Origin of the sequence: Lamprobacter sp., assembly GCF_034860625.1 — a bacterium.
GTDB lineage: Bacteria > Pseudomonadota > Gammaproteobacteria > Chromatiales > Chromatiaceae > Lamprobacter.
In genome coordinates, this window is sequence record NZ_JAYESN010000003.1 from 49,340 (window position 1) to 64,524 (window position 15,185).

A 15,185-nucleotide genomic window follows, 5' to 3' on the forward strand; every position below is an offset into this window, starting at 1 on the left:
TCTTAGGGTCGATGAGATCCGGGAAAGAGACCGACATAAGCCCCTAAATATAGAACGGCAGCATCAAGGCTGTCAATATCAGCTTCCGGCCAACGCCAGCAACACACCGGCAGCCACCGCAGAGCCAATGACGCCGGCCACGTTGGGCCCCATGGCATGCATGAGCAAGAAGTTATGCGGATTCTCATCCAGGCCAACCCGATTGACCACGCGTGCCGCCATCGGCACCGCCGACACACCCGCCGCTCCAATCAATGGGTTCACCTTACCCTTTGTCGCGCGATACATGATCTTGCCCATCAGCACGCCCGCTGCGGTCCCGATCGAAAAGGCCAAGGCCCCAAGCACCAAGATACCGAGAGTTTCGAGGGTGAGAAACTTGTCGGCCGAGAGTCTCGAGCCGACCGCCAGTCCCAGCATGATGGTGACGATATTGATGATCTCGTTTTGTGCCGCCCGGCTCAGACGCTCGACCACACCGCTCTCACGCAGCAGGTTACCGAACATCAGCATGCCAATCAGCGGCGCCGCCGAGGGCAGAAACAGCGCGCAGAGCGCGAGCACCACAAAGGGAAAGAAGATCCGCTCGAGCCGGGACACCGGGCGCAACTGCTGCATCACCACAGCACGCTCTTTTTTCGTCGTCAGTACACGCATGATCGGTGGCTGAATGATCGGCACCAACGCCATGTACGAATAAGCCGCAACCGCGATTGCACCGAGCAAATCGGGCGCTAGCCGCGAAGCGAGGAAGATCGCCGTCGGCCCATCGGCACCACCAATAATCGCGATCGCCGAAGCATCCTGCAGGGTAAAATGAAAGCCCGGCACGAAATTCAGCGCGACCGCACCGAGCAGCGTAGCAAAGATGCCAAATTGCGCGGCGGCACCCAGCAATAAGGTCGAGGGCCGCGCAATCAAGGCCCCGAAGTCGGTCAGTGCGCCGACTCCCATGAAGATCAGCAGCGGGAAGATGCCGGTCTCGACCCCCGCGCTGTAGACCATCCCGAGCAAACCCTCGGGTCCGCCAATTCCGGCCACAGGGATATTGCTGAGCAGGGTGCCGAAGCCGATCGGCAACAGCAGCAAAGGCTCAAACTTCTTGGCAATGGCTAGATAGACCAGCCCACAACCGACCACGATCATCAACAGCTGCTCCCAACCGAAGTTGGCGAGACCTGTTGAGTGCCAAAGCGTCAGGAGCTCTGCCATGGATTCAGCCTAGCGCGAGCAGAGGCGCGCCAAGCGCCACCGCATCACCCTCTTTGACCCGGATATCGCTCACCCGGCCAGCCGAAGGGGCACGGATCTCGGTCTCCATCTTCATCGCCTCGAGGACGAGCAGCACATCGCCGGCCGCGACCCTCTGATCGCTGCAGACACCCACGCGAACGATGTTGCCCGCCATCGGCGCGGTGACCACCCGTCCCTCGATCAGAGTCGAGACCTCGTCCGCGGTCTCCACCGAACGCACAGCCTCGACAGCCCCCTTCGGCGACACCCTCACATCATAGCCCTTGCCATTGACCTCGATCCGGTAGGACTCGGGCTCGGTGCTCGACGGTGGGGGCGTTGTGGTCGATGTCGGTGCCGGAGTGGATGCTGGAGCCTCCTCGATGGTCCAGGGCGGTGGCTCGAATGCCGAAGCATCGCCCCGATGCTCGAGAAACTTAAGCCCAACCTGCGGGAACATGGCATAGATCAGCACGTCGTCGACCGCCTGCTTCGCCAGGCCAATGCCACGTTCCTTCGCAAGGTCGGCAAGCTCAGCGGTCAATCGACCCATCTCCGGCGCAAGATCGTCCGCCGGACGCCCTGTGATCGGCGCCTCACCCTTTTTGAGCACCCGCGCCTGCAGCTCCGCATTGACCGGCGCTGGCGTTGCTCCGTAGGCACCGCGTAGCACACCAGCCGTCTCGTTGGTGATGCTCTTGTAGCGTTCACCCATCAGCACGTTAAGTACGGCCTGGCTGCCGACGATCTGCGAGGTCGGGGTCACCAAGGGAATGAAGCCCAAGTCTTCGCGCACCCTCGGGATTTCAGCAAGCACCTCATCCATTCGATCGCTGGCGCCCTGCTCACGCAGTTGGTTCTCCATATTCGTCAACATCCCGCCGGGCACCTGCGCGACCAGGATGCGCGAGTCAACGCCCTTGAGCGAGCCCTCAAAGCGCGCGTACTTCTTGCGCACCTCGCGGAAATAGGCGGCAATCTCCTCGAGCAACAACAGATCAAGACCGGTGTCACGCGCCGTATCGTCAAGGATCGCGACCAGCGACTCGGCCGGCGAATGTCCATAGGTCATGCTCATCGAGGAGATCGCCGCGTCGACCACATCGATTCCAGCCTCGGCGGCCTTGATATAGGTCGCCGTGCTCATGCCGGTGGTCGCATGGCAGTGCAAGGCGATGGGCACCGAGCAGGTCTCCTTCAGCCGCCTGACCAGCTCCTCGCACACGTAGGGCCGCAGCAGCCCAGCCATATCCTTGATACAGATCGAGTGACAGCCGAAGTCCTCGAGCTGCTTGCCCATGTCGACCCAATAATCGACGCTGTGGACCGGGCTCACCGTATAGGACATGGTGCCCTGAGCATGGGCCTCGGTTTTGAGCACGGCACGGATGGCCTGTTCGAGGTTGCGCAGGTCGTTCATCGCGTCGAAGATGCGAAACACATCGATGCCATTCTTCGCCGCACGCGCGACGAAGCTGTCCACCACATCGTCGGCATAGTGCCGATAGCCCAGCAGGTTTTGACCCCGCAGCAACATCTGCTGCGGTGTATTGGGCATCGCCGCCTTGAGCTGCCGCAAGCGTTCCCAGGGGTCCTCACCGAGATAACGGATGCAGGCGTCGAAGGTAGCGCCGCCCCAAGTCTCCAACGACCAATAGCCAACCTGGTCGAGCTTGGCCGCGATCGGAAGCATGTCCTCGATGCGCATGCGCGTCGCGAGCAAGGATTGATGGGCGTCGCGGAGAACGACTTCGGTGATGCCGAGAGGTTTCGGTTCGCTCATGGCCTGTATTCCAGGTTGGGTGCCAATTTTGGCGCCAGGTTGGGTTCCAGATTGAGTTCCAAGTCGAGACCCTGGTCCTCAAAAAGCTGCAAACGCCTTGGGGCATGGCAAAGAGGTCATCACGCCCGCCGCTGAGCGCGATAGCGGGCGACCGCAGCACTCATCACGGCGACCAGCTCGATATCGGCTGCTTGATCGTTGCTGGACAGCTGCGCCGAGGCCAACAGAGGCTCCACACCGCTCGGCGCCAGCTTCCCCGCCAACCAAGACATGACCTTGAGCAGCAGCACGAGCAAGAGCAAGAAGCTAAAGACCGTGCCCATGCCAATCGCCATCAGGCTCAGGCTGTCTGTGATCAAGGTCGTCTCAGACATCGAAAGGGTCTCGAATGGTCAATGTCTGGGCGCGATCAGGCCCGGTCGAGACGATATCGATCGGCACCCCACCGAGCGCTTCCAGGGTTTTCAGATAGCCCTGGGCCTCTGCTGGTAGCGCATCCAGAGACTCGGCGCCGACCGTTGAGCCCTGCCAACCTGGCAATTCGATGTAGCGCGCTGTGCAGCGGGCGAGCTCGTCGGCGGTGATCGGCGGCGCCTCGAGCTCGCGGCCATCGAGCTCATAGGCCACACAGATCCGCAGCCGCTCCATGCCGTCCAGCACATCAAGCTTGGTGACGCAAAGCCCCGAGACGCTATTGATGACGAAAGCGCGCCGCAGCGCGACCATGTCCAACCAGCCGCAGCGACGCTTACGACCTGTGGTGGCCCCGAACTCATGACCGCGCGCACCAAGCAACTCGCCATCGGCATCATGGAGCTCGGTTGGGAAGGGGCCACCGCCCACACGGGTGGTATAGGCTTTCACAATGCCGAGCACGTAGTCGAGATGCAGCGGACCAACGCCGCTGCCGCTGGCCGCCCCGCCTGCCGTGGTGGTCGAGGAGGTGACAAACGGATAGGTGCCATGGTCGATATCCAAGAGCGCCCCTTGCGCCCCCTCGAACAGCACATTCGCGCCTTCGGCGCGCAGACGCTCAAGCTCGCCAGTCACATCGGCGATCATCGGCAGCAGTTGCTCGCGCTGCGACAGAGCCTGATCGAGGCACTGCTGACCATCGATCGGCTCCGCTGCGAACTGCTGCTGCAGCGTGAAGTTGTGCTGATCCAGGACCTCGCGCAGCCGCTCCTCAAAGTGCCCAGCGTCGACCAGCTCGCCGAGCCGGATACCACGACGAGCAATCTTGTCTTCGTAGGCGGGGCCAATCCCACGTCCGGTCGTGCCGATGGCCTTCTTGCCGAGCGCCTTCTCACGCGCCGCATCGAGCGCGATGTGATAGGGCAGGATCAAGGCACAGGCAGGGCTGATGCCAAGACGCTCACGGGCCGGAATACCCCGCTGCTCAAGCGTCGACAGCTCGGTAAGCAGCGCCTCAGGGGACAGCACCACACCATTACCGATGAGGCAACGGACGCCTGGATGCAGGATGCCCGACGGGATCAGGTGCAGGATCGTTTGCTCGCCATCAATGACCAAGGTATGGCCGGCATTATGGCCACCCTGGAAGCGCACCACCGCATTAGCACGCTCCGTCAACAGGTCGACGACCTTACCCTTGCCTTCGTCACCCCACTGGGTGCCGATCACGACGACATTCTTACCCATGTATTCCTCTGGTTCTGGTCACTCAATCGCCGAAACGCTCGGCAGCCACGACATACCGCTCGACACTGGATTCGACGCTCAGCTCAGGCGGCCTCATCTGGCACCAGCTGCCAGACGCCATCGATCTTCGCCAGTCGCTCACAACAGTTGTAGTCTTGAGGCAGGCCGCGCTGATCCGGCAGCTCGTAGAGCACCTGCCGACCCTCGGCCCGAAGCCGCTCGACGAGGGACTGCAGCTCGGGATCAGCATCCCAGGGCGCCATCACCGCGCTCGGCACAGCCTCGGTAGGCCCAGCCTGAGCCGAGAGCGCAATCAGCCCCTTGAGGTCGGAGCTAAAGCCAACCGCCGGACGGGCTCGCCCAAATACCCGGCCGATATCATCGTAGCGCCCACCGCGCGCGATCTCGAGCCCCCAACCAGGAGCAAACGCGGCGAACAGGACCCCGGTCTTATAGGTGTAGCCACGCAGCTCGGCAAGATCGAAATGCACCGGCAGATCCGGGAGCCAACGCCGCAACTCATCCGCCACCTGCTGCAGTCGATCAAGCGCGGCGAGGACCTGCGGATCGGCCGCTCGCAACATCGAGCCCGCCCGCGACAGAGCATCCTCGCCATTGAGCTCCACCAGCGATAACAGCATGGTCCCCACAGGTGCGGCCACCGCTGTCTCGGCAATGATCGCCTCGATCTCGGCGCTCGCCTTGCGCTGCAACGCATCGAACAGTCGCAGCTCATCGGCACGCGACAACCCCGCTTGCTGGATCAGTCCGCGATAGATACCGACGTGTCCGAGGTCGAGATAGGGCGACTCGATACCCGCAGTCTCCAGGGTCCGCACCAGTAAGCGGAGGATCTCGACATCGCTCGCGGGGCCGTCGTGGCCATAGATCTCGGCGCCAATCTGCAGCGGACTGCGCGTACCGGCGAAGCCGTCGGTGCGCGTATGCAAGATCGTGCCCAAATAGCAAAGCCGGGTTGGGATCTCGCGCCGCAGATGATGCGCATCGATCCGCGCCACCTGGGGCGTCATATCGGCACGCACACCGAGCAACCGCCCGCTCAGCTGATCGGTCAGCTTAAAGGTCTGCAGATCCAGATCGCTGCCGGTCCCGGTGAGTAGGCTGTCGAGATAGTCGATGAACGGCGGGATGACCAGCTCATAACCCCAGCGCTTATAGAGATCCAGCAAGCACCGTCGCAAGCGCTCGAGCTCGGCCGCTCGGGCAGGCAATACCTCGTCGATGCCGGTCGGCAACAGCCAACGCTCGTCGTTCATCAGATCGGACTCAGTTAACCAGGTAGAGAAGTGCAACACCGCTGAGCATGCTCAGGAGTCCTGATAGGCGAAGGCTTCGGGCGTCTTGAGACGCAACCTGCAACAGGAGACGGCGAAAACCATTGGGAGCGATAAACGGCATCAGCCCCTCGATCACAAGCATTAGAGACAGCGCCAGCAGCAAGGCATGCCACATGGATCAACCGGTGCACTCAGCAAACATCTGTAACAAAAACATCTGTAACAAAGATTGAAACGTCTCAGTCGCAAGGGCTGTGCAGCCAGAACAGCGGCGATGATTGCAGAACCATTGCAGCCTGTCCATGAGACGAGTCAGATGCTTGCCCTTGACGAAACACAAAAAATAAGGCCCGGCAGCTAGGCTGACGGGCCTCCGGGCAACTGAGGACACCAGAGGTTAACGCGCGGCGGTCCCTGGCAAGCGAGGTGCCGATCCACTCAAGGCCGCAGCGGCGCCCGGATCTTGCGAGTTAAAGAAACGGAAGAACTCCGAGTCTGGCGAGAGCACCAAGGTGCTGCCCTTCTCAGCGAAGGTCCGACGATAGGCGTCCAAGCTCCGATAGAAGGCATAGAAGTTTGGATTTTGCTGATAGGCGGTCGCATAGATCTCGGCTGCGCGCCCATCACCCTCACCCCGGGTCTCCTCAGCCTCTTTATAGGCATCGGCGATGATCACGGTGCGCTGACGATCCGCATCGGCGCGGATGCGCTCTGCCGCCTCCGCACCCTTGGCGCGCAGGTCACGGGCTACCCGCTCACGCTCAGCGCGCATCCGGTTGTAGACCGATTCGCTGACCTCGGGCGGCAGATCAATCTTCTTCACCCGCACATCCAGCACCTCGACCCCCAACTCACCGGCCTGGGCGTCACTGACCTTGGTCAGCGCCTTCATCAACTCGATGCGATCTTCAGTCACCACCTCTTGGATGGTGCGCTTACCAAACTCGTCGCGCAGCGCGGTATTGATCCGCTCCGACAGCAGTCGTTCGGCGCGCGCACTATCGCCGCCGGTCGAGCGGAAGAATTGCGCCGCGTCGTTGATCCGCCACTTGGTGTACGAATCGACGATCACATCCTTCTTCTCGATGGTCAGAAACCGCTGCGGCCTTGCGTCCAGGGTCTGGATACGTGCGTCGAAATGCATGATGTTGTTCAGCAGCGGCACCTTCAAATGCAGACCTGGCTCATAGCCGCTGCGCACAATCTCACCGAGCCGCAGCTTGATGGCGGTCTCCCACTGTTGCACCGTGAACGTCGACACATAGAGGATCAGCGCAAGCAGCGCAACGGCGATTGGGAACAAGATCTTCTTGGTGTCATCCATCATCGCGAACTCCGGTCGCGGGACACGTCCCGAATCTGAGACGTCGTCGGCGGAGGGCTGTATTGATTCGAGTCGGAGCCATTGATCATCGAGGTGCGCGGTTGCACCACCTTAGCCGTCTGCTGAGAGATGATCTGATCCAGCGGCAGATACATCAGGCTGTTCCCCTGCGGCACGTCGATCAGCACCATGTTGCTGCCGGTCAGCACCGATTCGATAGTCTCAAGATAAAGGCGCTCACGGGTCACCTCTGGGGCCTTTTCATACTGAGTTCGGATCGCATTAAAGCGAGAGGTCTCACCCTCAGCCGAAGCAACCACCTGGTCCCGATAGGCCTTGGCGTTAGCGATCGCCCGCGCCGCCTCACCGCGTGCCTGTGGCAAAATCTCGTTGGCGTAGGCCTCGGCCTTGTTCTCAAGCCGCTCCTTGTCCTCACGCGCCTTGATGGCATCATCAAAGGCGTCCTTGACCTGTTCTGGCGGCTTCGCCGGTTGCATGTTGACCGAAGTCACGAGTAGACCGGTTTTGTACTCATCCATCAATGACTGCACACCTTGCTGAATCATCGCAGCAACGGCACTACGCCCCTCGGTCAGGATGAAGTCGAGCTTGGCGCCGCCGATCGTCTTGCGCACAACGGTTTCGGTGGCATCACGCAAGGTCTTCATCGGGGCCTGATCTTGGAACAGGTAGTTCGAGGCGTCTTGGATGCGCGACTGCACTGTGAGCTCGACATCAACGATATTCTCGTCGCGCGTCAGCATGGCCGCCTTGTGACTAAAGGATGAGATCTCGTCAACATTGACCACCTCAACGCGCTCGATCGGCCAGGGGATATGCCAGTGTGGACCAGGCGCCGTGGTTTTGACATAGGCGCCGAACCGCAGCACGACACCCCGCTCGGCAGGATCGACGATGTAGATACCGGTAAAGAGCCAAACGACAAAGATGCCGGCGAAGATCACGCCGATCGTCTTTAGACTCAAGTCCACCGCACTCGGACCACCGCCACCACCGTTACCCGAGGATGATGACCCCTTGCCCCCGAACAGGCCGCTGACCCGCTCCTGGAGTTTGCGGACGATCTCGTCGAGGTCCGGCGGCCCACCCTGATTGCCAGGGCCGCCCTGGTTGTTACCCCAGGGGTCCCGGTTGCCACCTCCCGGTTCATTCCAGGCCATACTTGCTCCGATTACACTTTGTTGTATCGTGTCGTGACGTCGGCTGTTGCCCGTCCACGCCTCTGGCAACCCTGATGCTTGGACTGCGATCAGCGCACCGTAACCGCCTCTCGACGGTCTCTGCAGCCTTCGGTCGAGAAGGCTGACAGCATCTCGGGTGGAAAAGTGCCGCCCCCGCGCCGGTTATCAAGGACGCGGGCTGAGCCAAAACAGCATATTGTACGTGGCGTCGACTGATCCAGACAACGCCCAGTGACTCCAGATCGACGGCTCAGCAGCGCATCAAGCACCATGAAGACCATCCAACGCAACCGCCAAGCGTGGGTCTTCCGCAACGGCCTCTTCGCACTCCAGTAAGCAGCGCTGCCAACCTGGGTCGGCATCGAGATGGCGGTCGACTTGCTGCCGCGCCAGCTCGACCTCCATCCGCCAGCCGCCCTCATCCGTGCCAACCTCATCCAAGACGCTAGCATGCTCGAATAGCCAGGCGCGCAAGGCGCCATCTGTAGGCCCGAGCAATAACGACGCTTGCACCAGCTCACCGCGCAATCGCTCACTCAGGGCCTCTGTCAGCAGCTCAACGCCAGCTCCGGTCTGTGCCGACAACCAGACGCGCCAGACGCGACCTTCAGCATCCCGATCCAAACGCGGCGCCTGATCCTCGACCAGGTCGATCTTGTTGTAGACCAACAGCTGCGGACAATCCTGCGCCCCGATCTCCGCCAGCACCGCCTCGACATCGCGGATGCGGCGATCGCGCTCGGGCGACGCCGCATCCACCAGATGCAGCAGCAGTGACGCCTCGCGCGTCTCTCGCAAGGTCGAGCGAAAGGCCGCGACCAGCTCATGTGGAAGCCCATTGATGAAGCCGACCGTATCGGCCAGCACGGCTAATGGGCCGGCGGGCAGACGCAACCGCCGCAGGGTTGGATCAAGGGTCGCGAACAGCTGATCGGCCTGATAGACGCCAGCCTCAGTCAGCTGATTGAACAGCGTCGACTTGCCCGCGTTGGTGTAGCCCACCAGGGAGACGGTTGGAATCTCAGCCCGATCCCGTGCACGTCGCCCCTGTCCGCGCTGGGTCTCGACATTGGCTAGGCGCTCGTTCAAGAGTGCGATGCGCCGGCCCAACAGCCGCCGGTCGGTCTCGAGCTGGGTCTCGCCAGGACCACGCAGACCGATGCCGCCCTTCTGGCGCTCCAGATGGGTCCAGCCTCGCACCAGCCGTGTCGAAAGATGACGCAGTTGTGCCAGCTCAACCTGGAGCTTGCCATCGGCTGAGCGCGCGCGCTGGGCGAAGATGTCGAGAATCAAACCGCTGCGATCAACAACGCGGCAGGACAACAGACGCTCAAGATTACGCTCCTGAGCCGGGCTGAGCGCATGATCAAAGATGACCAGCTCGGCCTCTGCAGCCGCGACCAGCGCCTTGAGCTCATCGGCCTTGCCAGAGCCGATGAACAGCCGCGGATCTGGGCTATCGCGAGAACCACCCAGCGTCCCGACTACCTCCGCGCCAGCGGCCTCGGCGAGCAGCTGAAACTCCTCGGCCGCATCGCCGGTCGTCGGCCGGCCCATCGCGATCTGGACCAGGATCGAGCGCTCACCCGCCTTTGGGCGCTCAAACATCCGATCGCCTCAGCGCGTCGGCCAAGCCGGATGAACGATCGTCTGCGAGTAGCACGATCAGCCGTCGTCCTCCTCGTCCGCATCCTGTGGCTGCGGCAGCTTGACGTTGCGCGTCGGCACCACGGTCGAGATGGCGTGCTTGTAGATCATCTGGCTGACATTGTTCTTCAGCAAGACGACGAACTGATCAAAAGACTCGATCTGACCTTGCAGCTTGATGCCGTTCACGAGGAAGATCGAGACGGGCACACGTTCTTTGCGCAAGGCGTTCAAAAATGGATCTTGTAGACTCTGCCCTTTGGACATGGGCGCTTCTCCTTGTTGTTATCAGGGTTGTTATCAGGGTTGTTAGCACGGCTGTTATCACGGGCTGGTATCGCGATAGCGCACCATCAAACAAACCCAGTCAAGACTTGCAAGATAGCACAGAGCTGAAAGCAGATGCCGCAGCAACATGCAAGCCTCATCAGCGAAGCCACGCAGATCGACGCACTAGCCTCACCGAACAACATTGAGGAAGGCCTCCACCTGCTGCAGCGCGCTCTGCTCGATCTCGGTCCCATCCCAGAGCCAAACCGCGTCAGGCTCGGCCCGCAGCCAGGTGTACTGCCGTTTTGCGAGCTGCCGAGTCGCAGCGAGGGCCTTCTCCCGCATCCGCTCCCAGCTCAGTTCGCCGTTCAGATAGGCCCATAGCTGCCGATAGCCGACCGAGCGCATGGAGGGGAGATTGGCATTGAGATCACCCCGCGCGTACAAAGCCCGCACCTCCTCCTCGAAACCCGCTGCGAACATGGCTTGCAGCCGCGCTGCGATGCGCTGATGCAGCACGATCCGCTCGCGCGGTGAGCGCACCAGCTTCAAGAGACGATAGGGCAGTGCACTGCCGGCATCTCGATGCCAAAGCTCGCTCATCGGTCGACCGCTGACCAAGTACACCTCCAGCGCCCGTTGAACGCGTTGCGGATCATTGGGATGCACCCTCGCCGCGGTCTGCGGATCGACCTCGGTCAACCAAGCATGCATCGCGGCGGCTCCCTCCATCGCGTGACGCTCGGCGAGCTGCGCGCGAACCTCGGGCTGTGCCATTGGCAGTGGCGAGAGACCAGCAACCAGTGCGCGCCAATACAGCATGGTGCCACCAACCAACAGCGGGATGCGGCCAGCAGCCGTGATCTCGGCCATCGCCCTCAGCGCATCCTCGCGAAAGCGCGCCGCCGAATAGACCTCGCTAGGATCGCAGATATCAATCAAACGATGCGGAAACCGCTCGAGAACGCTCGGCGCGGGCTTCGCAGTCCCGATATCCATCCCCCGATACACCAGCGCCGAATCGACGCTGATCAGCTCGCAGGGCAGCTGTGCCGCCATCGCGAGCGCCAAATCGGTCTTCCCAGAGGCGGTTGGCCCGGTGATGAGGATTGCCGGAGGCCGCGCACTCCCTTCAGCCGCATCAAGTAGACTCATGGCTGGCAGCCCAAGGCCATCATCATTCGCAGTCTCTCCCACGGCAGCGCTACCCGGAGCACGCAGGCCTTGATCAGGTCGGTCAGCCATCCTCAGCGCCCGCGCCAGAACAACCGATCCAAGTCTTGATGCCTGAGCTTGATCCAGGTCGGCCGGCCATGGTTGCACTGGTCGGCGCGCTCGGTGCGCTCCATCGCCCGCAGCAGCGCATTCATCTCTGGCAAGGTCAGCTGCCGGTTGGCGCGCACGGCACCGTGGCAGGCCATGGTCGAGAGCACCTGGTTGATCTCGGCGCAAACGCGATCGCTGGTGCCTTCGGCGACCAGATCAGCCAGCAGATCCCGCAGCAACTGCTCCGGGTCGGCGCCACTGAGGATGGCTGGAATCGCCCGCAACAGCAGCCGTTCTGGTCCAACCCGATCAACATCGACCCCCAGCCTTGACAGCAATCCCTGCTGATCTTCGGCAAGATCAGCCTCGCGCGTTGAGACCGCCACCGCGATCGGCACCAACAGCGGCTGTTGCTGCACCGCCCCCTGGCCCCAGCCCGACTTCAACCGCTCATAGCCGACCCGCTCATGCGCAGCGTGCATATCCACCAAAATGAGGCCATCGGCGCACTGCGCCAAGATATAGACGCCATTCAACTGGCCGATCGCAAAGCCAAGCGGCGGCAGCCCTGGATCAGCGCTGACATGGCCAGCCTCGGCAGACAGCCCATCGAGTCCGGCGGCATCGCTTCGATCAAGCCGGGAAGCGGCCAAGGTAGGGTCCAACGCAGCGGCAGGCGCAGGGTCCGGCATCTGCAACCCCAAGGCTGCCGCATAGGCGCTCCGACCATCACTGATCCGCGACCGCAGTCGGGCTTGGTTGGGCGCAGAGACGCTGTCCCTAGCCGTTGTCGACTCTGGATGCTCATCATCACCAAGGCCAGACAACCCCGGATCAGCCAATAGGCGCCCTTGAGGCGACCCCTGACCAACGCGATCGGAGAGTCGTCGATGCAGACTGCGAAACAGGAAGTCATGGACCTGCCGGCCCTCGCGGAAACGCACCTCATGCTTCGCCGGATGGACATTGACATCGACCTGGCGCGGATCGAGCTGCAGGTAGAGCACATAGGCCGGATGCCGTCCCTGATGGAGCACATCTTGGAAGGCCTGACGCACCGCATGCGCGACCAACTTATCGCGGACCATGCGGCCGTTGACGAAGAAGAACTGCTGATCGGCTTGACTGCGCGAGAACGCCGGTCGCGCCACCCAGCCGCGGAGCGCGAGCCCAACCGCCTGCTCATCAACCTCGAGCGCCTGTTCAACAAAGGCCTCGCCGAGCAAAGTCCGCAAGCGTTCAGCGCGGACTGTCGCGAACAGCGGCTGCGTCTCAGGCTCGGGCCCAGACTCAGGCCTGGGAGCGGCGCGCAGGTCGAATAGCTCGCGCCCATTGTGCTGCACGCGAAAACCGACATCAGACCGGGCCAGCGCCATGCGCCGGATCAGCTGCTCGATGTGGCCAAGCTCGGTACGCTCGGTGCGCAGAAACTTTCGCCGTGCCGGCACACGATAGAAAAGATCACGCGCCTCCACCGAGGTCCCCACCGGATGTGCGGCCGGCTCCGGCTCCATGCTGTGATCGGTCCCGTCGGCGCTCAACCGCCAGCCGTGCTCAGCCCCCTGTTCGCGGGAGATCACCTCAAGTCGCGCCACCGATGCGATGCTCGGCAGTGCCTCGCCGCGAAACCCAAGGCTAACCACTGCCTCGAGATCGTTGAGGCTGCTGATCTTACTGGTCGCATGACGAGCGACGGCCAAGGCAAGGTCATCAGGGCTGATCCCAGAGCCGTCATCACGCACAGAGATGCGCTTGATGCCCGCCTGCTCCAGCTCGATCTGAATCTGGCGCGCCCCAGCATCAAGGCTGTTCTCCAGGAGTTCCTTCACCACCGACGCCGGGCGCTCGATGACCTCGCCAGCGGCGATCTGGTTGATCAGGAGCGGAGGTAACTGACGAATGCTTGGCATCGCAGCATTGAAACAGAAACGCTGGCCGAATTCGCAACCGAATTCGCAATCGGCCAGCAGACTCAACTGCCAGGAATGAGGAGCACCTGCCCGGCGCGAATCTGATCGCCCTGCAACTGGTTGATATCACGCAGCACGCTCAACCTCACGTTGTAGCTGCTGGCAATCTCGGACAGGGTCTCACCGGATTGAATACGGTGTTGGCGCGCCGCCGAGGTCGTCGCCTTCGCCAGCGCCGTTGCCGGCGCGGACGCTGTGGCAAAGCGCGTTCCCGGTGGCGGATACTCGGCAAAGTATTCGATGATGCCATCGCGGATCGCATCAGCGAGCTTGTTCTGGTAGCTCGGGTTGTTGAGACGCTTTTCCTCATCCGGATTCGAGATAAAGGCGGTCTCGACCAGCATCGATGGGATATCCGGGGATTTGAGGACGGCGAAACCGGCCTGCTGAATATGCTGCTGATGCACCTCACCCAGCCGCTGCAGCTTGGCCAGCACCTTAGTCGCAGCGATGCCACTGAGCTCGATGGTCGCATTCTGACTCATCTCGAGCAGCACGCTCGCGAGCAGATCATCGCGCTGCTTGAGATCGACGCCACCGATCAGGTCGGCACGATTTTCTCGCTCGGCAATCCAGCGCGCGGCCTCGCTGGTCGCCCCCCCAGCCGAGAGCGTGAACACGGACGAGCCTCGCACCCGCGGATCTTTGAAGGCATCGGCATGGATCGAGACGAAGAGGTCCGCACGATGTTCACGCGCAATCTCAATTCGCTTACGCAGATGCAGGTAGTAGTCGCCATCACGAACCATCACCGCTCGCATGCCCGGATGGGCATTGATCCGCTGCGCCAGCTTTCGCGAGATGGCTAGGGTGATGTCCTTCTCGTGGGTGCCTCCCCCACCAATAGCCCCAGGGTCCTTACCGCCATGACCGGCATCAACGGCGACAATGAGATCACGATTCGCCGGCCTCTGACTGCGAATCGACAGATGCCCACCGCCTGGGGTGATCGACGCCGCTTCAGGCGCGGCCATCGCCTCGGCAGCCGCCTTGGCGCTTGTACTGGAGCGCGACAGCGCCTTTTTCGACGCCACCGCCGAGCCCGCCTTCGGGGAGAGATCGATCACCAGCCGATGACCGTGGGAGCCGCTCGGCCCCAGGTTGAAGCTCTTCGCCCGCACCTCCTGCTTCAGGTCAAGCACGATGCGCAGATCGTCACCCTCACGAATGCCGCTGCGCAGATTGGCGACGACGGGATCATCGGCGGCAGGCTCGGGTAGCTTGCCCTTGAGCCGGGCATCGATCAGATCAATCACCAGCCGGTGCGGATTATCCAGCGCAAACACGCGATGCCCGACAGGGGCCGCGACATCGACCACAAACCGCGTGTACTCGGGGCCAGTCCACATGCGAGCGCCATCGACGCCCACCTGGGCCGCAGAGGCCAGGCCGGCGAAGCTCAGGAAAAGCATCAAGAAACTGGTTCGAGCCAGCATCCAAAGCATCTGTCTGGGCACCTATCGGTCGTCGCCCCCCATGGAGCGGGTGGTATTTTTACCTCTAAAGCATAGACGTATCTGCAGGGATTAC

The 15,185-nt window shown here is 62.0% G+C and carries 13 protein-coding genes; all 13 read right to left on the reverse strand.

What is annotated here, in order from left to right:
- Positions 1 to 78: 78 nt before the first annotated feature.
- The gene (locus VBE63_RS01395) at positions 79 to 1,212 is read right to left on the reverse strand and encodes a sodium ion-translocating decarboxylase subunit beta (protein WP_323681200.1); all 1,134 of its coding nucleotides are present in this window, start codon (positions 1,210 to 1,212) and stop codon (positions 79 to 81) included.
- Between the two features lie 4 nt (positions 1,213 to 1,216).
- Entirely contained in the window at positions 1,217 to 3,016 is a 1,800-nt protein-coding gene (gene oadA / locus VBE63_RS01400) for a sodium-extruding oxaloacetate decarboxylase subunit alpha (RefSeq protein WP_323681201.1), read from the reverse strand.
- A gap of 119 nt (positions 3,017 to 3,135) precedes the next feature.
- Positions 3,136 to 3,390: an OadG family protein gene (locus VBE63_RS01405; RefSeq protein WP_323681202.1), complete on the reverse strand. Its 255-nt coding sequence runs from the start codon at positions 3,388 to 3,390 to the stop codon at positions 3,136 to 3,138.
- Entirely contained in the window at positions 3,383 to 4,678 is a 1,296-nt protein-coding gene (locus tag VBE63_RS01410; RefSeq protein ID WP_323681203.1) for an adenylosuccinate synthase, read from the reverse strand. The genes VBE63_RS01405 and VBE63_RS01410 overlap by 8 nt, the downstream gene beginning before the upstream one ends.
- A gap of 83 nt (positions 4,679 to 4,761) precedes the next feature.
- Entirely contained in the window at positions 4,762 to 5,958 is a 1,197-nt protein-coding gene (locus VBE63_RS01415; protein WP_323681253.1) for an ATP phosphoribosyltransferase regulatory subunit, read from the reverse strand.
- A 7-nt stretch (positions 5,959 to 5,965) separates the two neighbouring features.
- The gene (locus VBE63_RS01420; RefSeq protein WP_323681204.1) at positions 5,966 to 6,151 is read right to left on the reverse strand and encodes a DUF2065 domain-containing protein; all 186 of its coding nucleotides are present in this window, start codon (positions 6,149 to 6,151) and stop codon (positions 5,966 to 5,968) included.
- A gap of 222 nt (positions 6,152 to 6,373) precedes the next feature.
- Positions 6,374 to 7,300 carry a protease modulator HflC gene (hflC, locus tag VBE63_RS01425; protein WP_323681254.1) on the reverse strand — a complete coding sequence of 309 codons (927 nt, stop codon included), beginning with the start codon at positions 7,298 to 7,300 and terminating at the stop codon, positions 6,374 to 6,376.
- Positions 7,300 to 8,481, reverse strand: coding sequence for an FtsH protease activity modulator HflK (gene hflK, locus VBE63_RS01430; protein WP_323681205.1), 1,182 nt, complete (start codon positions 8,479 to 8,481; stop codon positions 7,300 to 7,302). Before hflK ends, hflC begins: the two co-directional genes overlap by 1 nt.
- Before the next feature lie 282 nt (positions 8,482 to 8,763).
- Positions 8,764 to 10,110 carry a ribosome rescue GTPase HflX gene (gene hflX, locus VBE63_RS01435; protein ID WP_323681206.1) on the reverse strand — a complete coding sequence of 449 codons (1,347 nt, stop codon included), beginning with the start codon at positions 10,108 to 10,110 and terminating at the stop codon, positions 8,764 to 8,766.
- A 57-nt stretch (positions 10,111 to 10,167) separates the two neighbouring features.
- Positions 10,168 to 10,416: an RNA chaperone Hfq gene (gene hfq / locus VBE63_RS01440; protein ID WP_323681207.1), complete on the reverse strand. Its 249-nt coding sequence runs from the start codon at positions 10,414 to 10,416 to the stop codon at positions 10,168 to 10,170.
- A 192-nt stretch (positions 10,417 to 10,608) separates the two neighbouring features.
- Complete coding sequence (gene miaA / locus VBE63_RS01445) at positions 10,609 to 11,574, reverse strand: tRNA (adenosine(37)-N6)-dimethylallyltransferase MiaA (RefSeq protein ID WP_323681255.1); 966 nt, start codon at positions 11,572 to 11,574, stop codon at positions 10,609 to 10,611.
- 92 nt (positions 11,575 to 11,666) lie between these two features.
- Positions 11,667 to 13,595, reverse strand: a complete 1,929-nt coding sequence (mutL, locus tag VBE63_RS01450; RefSeq protein ID WP_323681208.1) for a DNA mismatch repair endonuclease MutL — start codon at positions 13,593 to 13,595, stop codon at positions 11,667 to 11,669.
- A 62-nt stretch (positions 13,596 to 13,657) separates the two neighbouring features.
- Positions 13,658 to 15,067: an N-acetylmuramoyl-L-alanine amidase gene (locus VBE63_RS01455; RefSeq protein WP_323681209.1), complete on the reverse strand. Its 1,410-nt coding sequence runs from the start codon at positions 15,065 to 15,067 to the stop codon at positions 13,658 to 13,660.
- Positions 15,068 to 15,185 lie beyond the last annotated feature (118 nt).

Excerpts from the sequence above, each read along its gene's own strand:
- VBE63_RS01395 (WP_323681200.1), bottom strand. The coding sequence starts at position 1,212 with ATGGCAGAGCTCCTGACGCTTTGGCACTCAACAGGTCTCGCCAACTTC.
- mutL (WP_323681208.1), bottom strand. The coding sequence starts at position 13,595 with ATGCCAAGCATTCGTCAGTTACCTCCGCTCCTGATCAACCAGATCGCC.
- hfq (WP_323681207.1), bottom strand. The coding sequence starts at position 10,416 with ATGTCCAAAGGGCAGAGTCTACAAGATCCATTTTTGAACGCCTTGCGC.
- hflC (WP_323681254.1), bottom strand. The coding sequence starts at position 7,300 with ATGGATGACACCAAGAAGATCTTGTTCCCAATCGCCGTTGCGCTGCTT.
- hflX (WP_323681206.1), bottom strand. The coding sequence starts at position 10,110 with ATGTTTGAGCGCCCAAAGGCGGGTGAGCGCTCGATCCTGGTCCAGATC.
- miaA (WP_323681255.1), bottom strand. The coding sequence starts at position 11,574 with ATGAGTCTACTTGATGCGGCTGAAGGGAGTGCGCGGCCTCCGGCAATC.
- VBE63_RS01410 (WP_323681203.1), bottom strand. The coding sequence starts at position 4,678 with ATGGGTAAGAATGTCGTCGTGATCGGCACCCAGTGGGGTGACGAAGGC.
- VBE63_RS01405 (WP_323681202.1), bottom strand. The coding sequence starts at position 3,390 with ATGTCTGAGACGACCTTGATCACAGACAGCCTGAGCCTGATGGCGATT.
- oadA (WP_323681201.1), bottom strand. The coding sequence starts at position 3,016 with ATGAGCGAACCGAAACCTCTCGGCATCACCGAAGTCGTTCTCCGCGAC.
- hflK (WP_323681205.1), bottom strand. The coding sequence starts at position 8,481 with ATGGCCTGGAATGAACCGGGAGGTGGCAACCGGGACCCCTGGGGTAAC.
- VBE63_RS01420 (WP_323681204.1), bottom strand. The coding sequence starts at position 6,151 with ATGTGGCATGCCTTGCTGCTGGCGCTGTCTCTAATGCTTGTGATCGAG.
- VBE63_RS01455 (WP_323681209.1), bottom strand. The coding sequence starts at position 15,067 with ATGCTTTTCCTGAGCTTCGCCGGCCTGGCCTCTGCGGCCCAGGTGGGC.